Genomic DNA, 10,211 nt, shown 5'->3' with positions numbered 1-10,211 from the left:
GCAGGCGGGCTGGCTCGCACCAGCCCCGGTCCAGGGCGGCGTACAGGGCGCCGTGCCCGCGCCGGTGCTCGAGGGCCAGCGACAGTTCGACCAGCGTCTTCACCGGCCCGTCCGTACACAGCACCGCGTCGGTGAGCTCGAAGAGCGCGTCCTGGCAGGCGTAAAGGCAGTCGTAGAACTCGACCCGAAAGCGGGACAAGACGTCCAATGCCGCACTTTCGGGCGCATCGACCGGGAGACTCATAGGCGGCGGCCGTTCTCTCGTGCTTCGTGACTCGACATCTCGAAGCGTGGAGAACGGCCGCCTCTGCTGTCCCGGGAAGAACCGCAGATCAGCAGGTCGGGTGACCCGCGAGGTTAAACGCCAAGCTCAGATCGGCGATCCCGTCCTGGCCGTCACGGACAAGCGGCGGAGCCTATTTGCCGTGGCCGGCGCGCACGAGTACGACGAGGCGAGGACGGTCGGTGTCTTCCACGTCACCGACCGCGCCTGCCGCCGCTGGCTCCTGACTTCGCAATACCCCGTGAATGCGATGGCCTTCCATCCGACCCTCCCCCTGCTCGCCGTGGGATCCGGCGAGTACGACGGCGGCTACCACTTCGAGGGTGAGCTCCTGCTCATCCACCTGGAGACCGGCACCACCCTGTCGCTCATCGAGCATCACCTCGGCCGTCAGGTCCTCGGACTGGAGTGGCTGAACGACCAGGACCTTCGCGTCCTGATGGCGCCGCCCGACGACTGGAAGGACCGCAAGGCCCACGTGGAAGGACACGTCGCCGTCGTGCGCCGCGCCGACTGGGCCACGGCCGGAGCCAAGTCGCTTACCGACCGTGACCTGGCTGGCCCTTGCGTGTCGGCGCCCCGCCCGGACCACCGCGAGGCCGCCCGGAAGGCGGTCACCCGTCTGAAGTCGCCGCGGACACGCCGGCACGGGACCGGTGGGTTTCGGACGCCGTTCCGGCGGATCACGGGCACCCCGGCTGACGTCCAGTCATATGGTCCGTCATGATCGTCAGCATGACCACTTCACGACGCACAGTCCTGACCACCCTCGCGGCGGCCGCAGTCGGCGTCCCGTTCCTCACCGAGCTGGCGGGCGGCGGCAGCAGCGCCTCCGCTGCCACCGGCGACGGGGGCGACAAGTACGGCTCCAACACCGAGTTGTACGCGAGCGGCGTCTACCTGGAGGGTGAGCACTGGGTACGCCGCTTCGGCCGGGCCGAACCCTTCGACAACTACCGCGACTTCACCCCCGCCCTCCCCCTCACCGCCGTGATCGCCCCGCACGGCGGTGCGATCGAGGCTGGTACGAGCGAGCTCTGCACGACGATCGCCGGCTACAGCATGGCCGCGGCGACGGTCCGGGACCCGGCGAAGTCCCCGACCGGGCTGACGCCGCTCGGCGGTGGCATTCCGGCGCGCGACTACTGGATGTTCGAGGCTCTGGTGAGCGCCCCGAACAACGAGATGCACGTGACCTCGACGCACTGCGACGACCCGATCGCGTTGTCCGTCGTCGGAGGCGCCAAGTACGCGGTCTCCCTGCACGGTTACGACCCGTTCAACGGTTCGCCGCACACCACACCGCTGCGTAAGGTCCTCATCGGCGGCGCCGACGGGCGACTGAAGCAGAACCTGTACGGCGCCCTCACCGAGACCTTCACCGACTCCGCCCGGCGCGTCGTGGTGGAGATCGCGGGCGGCAGCTCCGCGATCAACGGCGACGACGCCGCGAACATCGTCAACCGCACCTACAGCGGCGGCGGCGCCCAGTTGGAGCTCTCCACCGACCTGCGCGCGGCGATGTTCGGCACCTTCGGCTCGGCCAGCGGCCGCCGGGACACGGCGGGCGTGGGCGTCGATCAGGCCTACTACTGGAACGGCTTCGTCAAGTCCGTACGAACCGCCATCGACCGCCACGAGCGCGGCCTGACCTGGCTCCCCGCAGGCCCGGACCCGATGGCCGGATAGCCCTCCGGCCCGCCGCCGCACCACCACTCCCTGGCAACGGTGCGGCGGTGGACCCGCCGTACGGCAGCGGGGATGCAGTCTCTACAGCCCGTCGAGTCCGCGAACCACGTCGGCCGCGTCCTCGTCGCTCTCGATGACCCGGAGCTGACCCAGGCCGTCCTCACCGGACGCTGTACCCGCCGTCCGGGTGCACCTTGCGCTTCCCGCCCGGCAGCAGGAACTCGGCCTCGGTCGGCCAGGAGCGCACGGTGCCACCCCGCCCGCGGCCCCAGGCACGGCGCCGCCGGAGGACGAAGGCCAGCACTGTCTCGTCGACCGCCATCGCGTGCGGCGCACCGAAGCGGCCGGCGCACCGGGCCGTCAGCTCTGCGCTCGCCGGGATCGTGCGGGACCGGCCGGCCTTTGTGCGGGCCCGGTTGTCGTTTTGCCGCGGTACTACGCTCACCTGCTGTTCGGCGATCGCGATGTCGTCGTGCCGCAGGCCCAGGGCCTCGCCGATGCGGACCACATCGCCACCGCCCCGCTCCGGGCCGGCGGCGGTAGCCGCAGCCAGGCGACGAACCCGGCCAGGGCCTCCAGATCGACCGCCGTCCACTCCAGGCCGCGGCCGTCGAGATAGGTCCACCAGTCCTTCAGGTCGTGGCAGTACGCCTTGATGGTGTTCGGCGACCGCTCGATCGCCGTCAGGTAGGCGAGGAAGGATTCCACCGGACCGACCGGCCGCAAATCGTCTCCCAGCAGCGTCCACGACTCCGTTGTAGATGCGGGCATGAGTGCTCCTCTACCCAGTCGACCAGCTGATGCGCGACGTCGTGGACGGCGCGTAGGTGGGCCGCTAGCCGAGGCGGACCGCCCAGCACGGACAGAAGCGCTGCGACACGATCTGGCAGCGGGAGCAGGGGCGGGTCGACGGTGCCGCTCACGGCTCTCAAGAAGACGATGTCGGTTGTCACCGCGTCAGGGTACTGACCGAGGCCGTCGATTGTGTCCGATAGGGGAACCCTCAGCGAACAATGATGATCTTGCCTGGCGAGAGAGATCTACCTGTGCGGACGGCGTCTCATTTAGGGTGTCCGGTGATCTGTACGCTGAGCGGGGGCTTACCGTACGCTCCCGACATGAACGAACGCGTCGGCTACGCGAGATGCAGTCTGGACAAGCAGGACCTCACCGCCCAGCGCGGGATCCTGCTCGGACTGGACGTCCCGGAGGACCGGATCTACCTGGACCACGGGCTGACCGGAACGAACCGCGACCGGCCCGGCCTGGCCCAGGCCCTCGCGGCGGTCCGCGCCGGCGACACCCTCGTCGTCCCCAAGCTCGACCGCCTTGCGCGCTCGGTACCCGACGCCCGCGACATCGGCGACTCCCTCACCGCCCGCGGCGTCAAGCTCTCGCTCGGCGGCACGCTCTACGACCCCGCCGACCCGATGGGCAAGATGTTCTTCAACATCCTGGCCACCTTCGCCGAGTTCGAGGTCGATCTCCTGCGCATGCGTACCCGTGAAGGCATGGCGGTGGCGCGGGCCAAGGGCAAGCTCAAGGGGAAGCAGCCCAAGCTCACCGCCCGCCAGCAGAGCCACCTGGTCCAGCAGCACCAGTCCGGCGAACACACCATCGCCGACCTCGCCGAGCTCTTCTCCGTCAGCCGCGCCACGGTCTACCGCGTCCTTGAACGCCACCAGAACGCAGCCACGCCGTCGACTCCCGGTGGGCAGTGACGTGCTGCCCTACGTCTATCAGGTCACCAAGTACGACCCCGCCGACCGCGACCAGCACGGCCACTACGCCGGCACTGAGGACACGACCAGCGACCACGGGCCGGTCGAAGACGCCTACTTGCAGGCCGTCGCCGCCTTCGCCGAGGACAGCGGCGTCGACCAGCTGGCCATCCGCGAGCCGCAGCTCGGAGGCTTCGTCCACTTCGGCCTGGAGCCACCGGTCGACGGCTACGGCCTGGCCGGCCTTTTCCCCGCCGGCCCCGCCGGGTTCCACGACGGGGCACTGGTGCCGATAGGTGTCGGCTTGGAACTCGTCCGAGCGATGCTCCGCGACAACGGCGCCTGGTGCCGCCTGGAAGCGGAGGGAGAGTTCAAGGTGCACGTCGGCTGGGACCAGTACCTCTACCTCAGCAGCAGCCAGCCCTGCGAAGCCGCGCTGACCCGCACCCGAGCACTCGGCCTGTTCACGCAACGCCTGGACACATCGCCGTACGACTTCGCCCCCGACGACCCCGCATACGTGCAGCGCCCGGCCGACGCCGACTTCTGGGCCCGCCTTGGCTGGACCGTCAGCGCCCACCGCGCCACGTTCCTGGAGGAGACCTTCGCCCTCAACGCCTCCCGATGGCACCGCCTGAGCCGCGACAACATCAAGACCGTGCGCTCCCAGCTGACCCCACGCGCACAGTTGTCCGTCTGGCCGGACCTGCTCACCGACGTCGACACGGCCGTGGCCGCCCTGCCCGACGAAGGCCTAGTGGAGATCATCTGGGAGAAGGAAGACGGGCAGATCACCAGCACGGTCGTGGACGAGACCCAGTTCGAGGACGTGACCTCCCAGCTTGCCAGCGCGAGTGCTGCCGGCGTCGTATCCATGTATGCCGGTGAAGATCTCCCGCTGTTCACCGCTGTACTGCCCGACAGCGACGGGGTACTCCGCGCGCGCTGGCAGACCGAGCCGACACCCAGCGACCGGGACTGGGCGTTCTTGAAGACCCTGCGGCGCGGCCAGGTCGTCACCGGCACGGTGACGTCCATCGCCAGTTTCGGCGTCACCTTCGTGGACATCGGCGGCTTCACCGCGATGATCAACATTCCGGAGCTGTCCTGGCGTCCGATCAACCACCCGTCCGACGTCGTCAGCGTCGGCCAGGAGGTCACAGCTGAGGTCCTCGACGTCGACATGGTCTGGGAGCGAGTGCCGCTGTCTCTTCGAGCAGTGCAGGAAGACCCATGGCCGCAGGTAGCGCAGAGGATCGGCCAGGTGGTCACAGGGCTGGTCACCAAGATCGTGCCGTTCGGTGTCTTCGTCCGCATCGAAGACCGAGAGGACGGCTTCGAGGGGCTCGTGCACACCGACGAGCTGGATCAATCGCCGCAGGACGTCATCGAGGTCGGCGACGCTCTCACCGTGAAGATCATGGATGTCGATCTCGTACGGCGCCGCATTGCCCTGTCGCAGAGGCAGGCCGACCGGTGACGACGTGGATGCAGTGCTTCTGGGACGAGGAAGCCATCTGGTTCTACTTCGAGGTCGACGCCGGCGGCTGGGTGACCCGACAGGTCGAGCTCCAGGGTTCCGAGCTGACCCCGATCGCGGCTGCGTCCCTGGACGAATGGCAGCGTGCCCAGCAGGCAGGGGGTCTGGCCGAGTACGAAAGAATGTTCGGGGTTACCGCGGGGCTCCCCGTCTACGAACCCGATCAACTGACCGCGCAAGAATTCGAGGCGGTCTGGGATGCCGCCCGTCGTGCGATCACAGCCCGCTAACCCGGTTGACCAGGGGCAGAACGCTGAGACCCTGACAGCAGTACGTCAGATCGACTACTGAAAGCTACTTGTCACTTCGTGGCAGCTTCGGGAGTGCAGGGCCGTCATCCATGCAGCCGACTCCGGAACTGACACCGGCCCTCGCGCCCGGTCCAGCCGCGAGCATCACCCTGCGCTACATGTCCGTTTGCCGTAGCTATACGAGAACAGGGCCGTCACGGCGTGACGCCTACCGGGACGGCTACGGCGTGGCTTCCAGGCGCTCGCGCCAGGCCCGGGTGCGGCTGTCCCGTCTCACACTCCGTTGTCGTTGTCGCAGCTGACCTTGTTGGATTCGCAGCTGGTCTCACGTTCCGTTGCCGTTGCCGGCCAACGAGAGATCCGGTGTCTCACATGACGTTGCCGCTCAGCGGACGTTGTCGGTGATCTTGCCGCAACCGCACCGAATTGCACCTGAGCCGCCGACCGGAACAGATCAGCTGAGGGAAGATCTGTTCGGTTCGCACGCTAGGGAGCGGGTCGCTGAGCCAGCGTTACGGCGTCAGGATGCGAGGGCTGGCAAACGTCGAGTTGTCGATGGTGACGTCCACCATCGGGACGGGGTCGACTTCCTGAAGGTAGATGCCCTCTGCCACCAGATACCGGTTGCGGTGGATCGATTCTGCCTCGGATCCGGCCCAGTCCTGATCACGGTCGGCGCCGCGCTGGACGGACAGCTCCGCATCCACATGCAGCCAGACCCGGAAGTCCCAGTACCTGTTGATCTCCGGTCGGAAGGCGAAGACGCCATCCACGATCAGTACCGTGTCCGGAGCGAGCGCCGTCGTCTCCGCAGCGTGACTCTGCTGCGTTAGCGGGTCGATGCTGCACAGAACAGCGGACGTTGCCTCCGGTGTCCCGCAGGGATCGAGCAGCAGCCGCTTGACCTCGTCATAGTCGTACGCGTTGCGGTAGTACCCCTCCCCTGACTCCCGGTCATAGAGGTGCCGGTCCTTCCACGGCTTCTTGAAGTCATCGAGGGTCGCCCGAAGCACAGGGCGCCCCGCAGCACTGATCCGCTCAGCAAGTTCGTGTCCGAAGCTTGTCTTGCCGGAAGCGGTGAAGCCGTCGATCCCTACCAGCAGACGGCCCGGGCCAACAGCCAGGATGCGTTTCGCCATCGACTCCACCAGCGCACTGCGTTCGGGGGAAGCCGCCGAAGGCGCGGGCTGTCGCCACGTCGAAGCCGAATGATGCACGTTCGCCCGCTGCAGTCCCATGAGGCAAACTTACCGGCTTCATCAACACCGGGGAAGATCGCGCTGCCCTCGCAGTGGGCGACAAGAATGTCGGAGACATCTCCGCTCCGGTTGCCACAGCAGGTCTCTCGCCCGCGTTTGGGTTGCACCTCTGGACGCCCGCCGAAGCTCCACGACCACCAGATCAACGGACTCCTCCAACTCCGCGCCGCTGCCACCCTGACTCGCCATCTCACTCTTGGCTCGATGTCTCCCCGGCAACTGCCTAACGCCTCGTCAGCCTGCCGGACCTCGTGATGTGGGCAAGCGACAACACAAAGTGAGACAACCCCAGCAGGATGCAGTTCAGCGACATCACAAAGTGAGACAACCCCAGCAGAATGCAGTTCAGCGGCAACATAAGGTGAGACGGGCCTCCGAAGCAGTCTCACTCTGGATTGCATTCGCCCAGGTCACAGGCTCACGCACTGACAAAGATCGGATGAGACGGGACAGCGGCAGGCCGGAGAGCAGAAGACGGCGTCGGACCGCTTGCGGAGGCTGATGATCCCGCCGCACTGCTTGCACCGGCCCGCGCCGAACACGGTGTCGCCGAGGATGACCGCGGCTCCGCGCTCGATCAGCAGGTCCCGCCGTCGGCGTCGACGCCAGGCCCGTTTGCGGCAGACCGGTCCGCCGAACGTCTGCCGTGCGGTCGCGTCCTTCGGCAGCGCCGTCCGGCACCACGCGCAGCGCCGAATCCGTCGGGTCACGCCACCAGCCTCGCGCCCGCCGCGACGGCCGGGCAAGGGGCGGGCCGGTGCCTCCCGGCCGCCCGCACCCGACGGTCCGCCTGGGCCGACCGGGCGGCGCCCGGGGCCGGAGGTGGTGTCGCGGCTCCATGACGCTATGACGCCACCAAGCCGGGCCTCGGGCAAGCCATCCCGGCCCTCCACGGCCTCCCTGGGCGTGGTTCCCGCATCTGTGGACGGCGGCCCGGCACCACCCAACCGAAGGCCGGCCCCGACGGCGGCCAACACCTCGCGGTCGGCGGCCCAGACAGCAGCCCCGCGCCCGGACAGCACCTGCGGCCCCACCCAGCCCCCCGTCGCGCCCACCTTCGACCCAGAACAGAGCTGTCCGAGATCAACGGGCGTGGGTGCCCGTAGGCTCCCGGTCATGCCCACCGAGAACAAGGCTCAGAACAGCCCGAAGCACTGGCAGGACTGCACGGGTGCGTACGACTTCCTGGAGCAGGTGCGGCTCCGCCCTGGCGTGTGGCTGCCCGGCGGCTCGCTGCGGCACCTGGAGTCGATGCTGATCGGCTATCGCGTGGCTTTGGGTGTCCACCGGGTCGAGGAGGACTTCGGCTTCTGGCCTGAGGACTCGTTCAAGGAATGGCTCTGGCGCCATTTCGGTCGGCACAGTTCGCTCGGCTGGGCCGCCGAGATCGAACGGGAGACGCCTGCGGGCTCGACACCCGTCGCGGAGTTCTTCCGGCTGCTGGACATGTTCCGCGCCGAGCAGGGCCGGCTCGTTGCCGGCCGGCGGTCCCCGACAGCGCCCTCCGCGGCCGAGCACCCAGTCATGCAGGCGATCCGCATCGAGATCGACCGGCATGACTGGGAGGCCATGGCATGTGGCTGCGGACATCCGGCCACCCATCTACCCGCCGCGCTGGTGCGGCTGATCAGTGCCCGTACCCGAGGCGAAGCCACCTTCGCCGAGCTCGACAACCACGTCATGATCCAGTCCAACCTGATGGAGCCCGCACCCGCCGCCACCGCCGTCGTCCTGGCTGCTCTGGCCGATCCGACGCTCACTACGCCCGTTGCCCGCACCGCGCTGCTCGAACTTCTCCTGTGCTTCAGCGCCGGCGACACCATCCAGCAGGAGGAGTGCGAGGCGTTGATTCGCGGAGGGATCTGGATCCTCTACCGCGAACTCGTCAGCCACCCCTCGATCGACGCCCGGATGCACGCCTACGAGACCCTGAGCAACCTCGACACCGAGACGAACCGGCTCGCAGCCTTCCGCCGGGCGATCCGCGACCACCTGCCCGCGGACCTGCACTGACCATCCCGCTGGTGGGAAACGATCTCCAGGCTTCCGGGAAACGATCTCCATGCTCACAGAGAGCCGCTGATCACAACCGTGCGTGGCGGCAGGGGCGGCGCAGCGGGGGCGGGTGCGGCGGGACGGCCGGTACGGCACCCGACCCAAAACCGAACACCGACCTCAGCCCGAATTCTGACCACCACGGCACCACACGCGAATTCTGGTGATCGGCGTTTGGTTTCCAGTGGCTCGGCGTGGCTGTTCACCGGGAGTGGTCGGGGTTCTTGTCCCTGGTCACGGCCGCGGTCAGCCAGGGATGATGAACCGGGGGAGCCGGGTGCGTGGTGAAGCGTCCCGCTGTATCGCGGTGAAGAGCCGACGCCGATCGTTATCACCAGCCTCGGGGCGCGGCTTGTGACCGTGCATCGAGACCTGAGGAAGGCCCAGATCCTTCTACGGAGTGTTCTGTCTCCGCTGCCCTCCGGTGAGAAGACGCCTGCTGCGCCCATACCTGGGGACCGTCCCCGCGCCTTGTCGGTGTGGGGCGTGATGATGGCCTGCGTGACCGACACCGCAGACCCTGCCCCGTCCTGGCTGCCCGGCTACGAGGGCGGCCCGTTCACCCCCTACCCCGAGCTCCTGGAGGATCCGCTCTTCTGGCTCTCGCACCTCGGCTCGTGCGCCCGCAGCCAGCAAGCCCAACGGCTGATGTTCGGCGCGGACTACGAGGCCGCCGAGGACTTCTACCGCGCCCTGTGGGACAAGGAAGACTGGCCGCTGTTCACCGTCCCGCTCACCGACGGCCACCGCTTCCACGTCGTCTACCGCACCATCGACGGCGACCGCGGCACCGACTACCTCCTGCACCACCCCACCTGGGACACCACCGAACTCCTCGCCCAGGACGACGGCAACTTCATGGGACCCGCCCTGTCCTGGCCCGAGCTCGCCAACGCCGCCAACAACACCCCGCCCGACCCCGGCACACTCGACGCCCGCATCCTCGACGCCCACGCCCGCCTGCTGCTCCTGCTGCCCGCCCTGGGCGACAACAGCCCACCCAGGACCGCCGCTCCCCGCCTGGCCGCCGCACTACGCGCCCGCACGGCCGTCGAGGACCCCGACCACCTCGCCCTCCTCCTCCTGGAACAGCAGGGACAACCCGGACCCGCCCAGTGGCGGACCACCCAGGACGAGGTACGCATCAACGACGGCTGCTACTCCCACCGCAACCCCGCCAACCCCTTCGCCCTCCCACAGACACGCCTCGCCAGGGTCTCCGCCGCACTCACCCCATGACCGCACACACCGACCCCACCGCCGTGGCGGGGCCGATGCGCGCCGAACGATGTGAGACACGGTCTCGAATGAGCCCGGCCCGGGTCTACCAGGCCACCCCGAGGGCCTCCAGCTGCCCGAGCTGTTCGGCGGTGAGCTTGTCCCGGCGGGCTTTGGTGTTGTTGAGCCAGGCGC

11 protein-coding genes are annotated in these 10,211 nt (G+C 68.3%); 7 read left to right on the top strand and 4 right to left on the bottom strand.

What is annotated here, in order from left to right; translation table 11 throughout:
* Positions 1-244: transposase (locus ACZ3UD_RS37230; RefSeq protein ID WP_465598402.1), on the bottom strand; the 244-nt coding region annotated here is incomplete at its 3' end.
* 100 nt (positions 245-344) lie between these two features.
* On the opposite strand from ACZ3UD_RS37230, the gene ACZ3UD_RS37225 reads away from it, so the two are divergent.
* Positions 345-1,010, top strand: coding sequence for a hypothetical protein (locus tag ACZ3UD_RS37225; RefSeq protein ID WP_465598399.1), 666 nt, complete (start codon positions 345-347; stop codon positions 1,008-1,010).
* Positions 1,011-1,018: 8 nt separating this feature from the next.
* Positions 1,019-1,972, top strand: coding sequence for a poly-gamma-glutamate hydrolase family protein (locus ACZ3UD_RS37220; protein WP_465598396.1), 954 nt, complete (start codon positions 1,019-1,021; stop codon positions 1,970-1,972).
* Between the two features lie 160 nt (positions 1,973-2,132).
* On the opposite strand, the gene ACZ3UD_RS37215 is transcribed toward ACZ3UD_RS37220, so the two are convergent.
* Positions 2,133-2,480, bottom strand: coding sequence for a hypothetical protein (locus ACZ3UD_RS37215; RefSeq protein ID WP_465598393.1), 348 nt, complete (start codon positions 2,478-2,480; stop codon positions 2,133-2,135).
* On the bottom strand, positions 2,414-2,743 hold the full coding sequence (locus ACZ3UD_RS37210) for a site-specific integrase (protein ID WP_465598390.1): 330 nt from the start codon (positions 2,741-2,743) through the stop codon (positions 2,414-2,416). Before ACZ3UD_RS37210 ends, ACZ3UD_RS37215 begins: the two co-directional genes overlap by 67 nt.
* A gap of 347 nt (positions 2,744-3,090) precedes the next feature.
* Here ACZ3UD_RS37210 and ACZ3UD_RS37205 point away from each other — a divergent pair, with 347 nt between their 5' ends.
* The 3 genes from ACZ3UD_RS37205 to ACZ3UD_RS37195 are packed head-to-tail and all read left to right on the top strand — an operon-like array spanning position 3,091 to position 5,463.
* Positions 3,091-3,693: a recombinase family protein gene (locus ACZ3UD_RS37205; protein ID WP_465598387.1), complete on the top strand. Its 603-nt coding sequence runs from the start codon at positions 3,091-3,093 to the stop codon at positions 3,691-3,693.
* Between the two features lies 1 nt (position 3,694).
* Positions 3,695-5,173 (top strand): S1 RNA-binding domain-containing protein, encoded by a 1,479-nt coding sequence (locus ACZ3UD_RS37200; RefSeq protein ID WP_465598384.1) that lies wholly within the window; start codon positions 3,695-3,697, stop codon positions 5,171-5,173.
* Positions 5,170-5,463, top strand: coding sequence for a hypothetical protein (locus ACZ3UD_RS37195; RefSeq protein ID WP_465598381.1), 294 nt, complete (start codon positions 5,170-5,172; stop codon positions 5,461-5,463). The genes ACZ3UD_RS37200 and ACZ3UD_RS37195 overlap by 4 nt, the downstream gene beginning before the upstream one ends.
* Positions 5,464-5,996: 533 nt before the next feature.
* On the opposite strand, the gene ACZ3UD_RS37190 is transcribed toward ACZ3UD_RS37195, so the two are convergent.
* Positions 5,997-6,722 (bottom strand): nucleoside/nucleotide kinase family protein, encoded by a 726-nt coding sequence (locus tag ACZ3UD_RS37190; RefSeq protein ID WP_465598379.1) that lies wholly within the window; start codon positions 6,720-6,722, stop codon positions 5,997-5,999.
* Between the two features lie 1,137 nt (positions 6,723-7,859).
* On the opposite strand from ACZ3UD_RS37190, the gene ACZ3UD_RS37185 reads away from it, so the two are divergent.
* Both ACZ3UD_RS37185 and ACZ3UD_RS37180 read left to right on the top strand, forming a co-directional pair.
* On the top strand, positions 7,860-8,756 hold the full coding sequence (locus ACZ3UD_RS37185; protein WP_465598376.1) for a hypothetical protein: 897 nt from the start codon (positions 7,860-7,862) through the stop codon (positions 8,754-8,756).
* 543 nt (positions 8,757-9,299) lie between these two features.
* On the top strand, positions 9,300-10,037 hold the full coding sequence (locus ACZ3UD_RS37180) for a hypothetical protein (RefSeq protein WP_465598373.1): 738 nt from the start codon (positions 9,300-9,302) through the stop codon (positions 10,035-10,037).
* Positions 10,038-10,211 lie beyond the last annotated feature (174 nt).

The organism is Kitasatospora sp. NPDC023118 (assembly GCF_055560875.1).
The sequence above is the reverse complement of the archived record's forward strand: the minus strand, read 5'-3'. Positions and strand labels throughout refer to the sequence as shown.

Excerpts from the sequence above, each read along its gene's own strand:
- ACZ3UD_RS37205 (WP_465598387.1), top strand. The coding sequence starts at position 3,091 with ATGAACGAACGCGTCGGCTACGCGAGATGCAGTCTGGACAAGCAGGAC.
- ACZ3UD_RS37185 (WP_465598376.1), top strand. The coding sequence starts at position 7,860 with ATGCCCACCGAGAACAAGGCTCAGAACAGCCCGAAGCACTGGCAGGAC.
- ACZ3UD_RS37210 (WP_465598390.1), bottom strand. The coding sequence starts at position 2,743 with ATGCCCGCATCTACAACGGAGTCGTGGACGCTGCTGGGAGACGATTTG.
- ACZ3UD_RS37190 (WP_465598379.1), bottom strand. The coding sequence starts at position 6,722 with ATGGGACTGCAGCGGGCGAACGTGCATCATTCGGCTTCGACGTGGCGA.
- ACZ3UD_RS37220 (WP_465598396.1), top strand. The coding sequence starts at position 1,019 with ATGACCACTTCACGACGCACAGTCCTGACCACCCTCGCGGCGGCCGCA.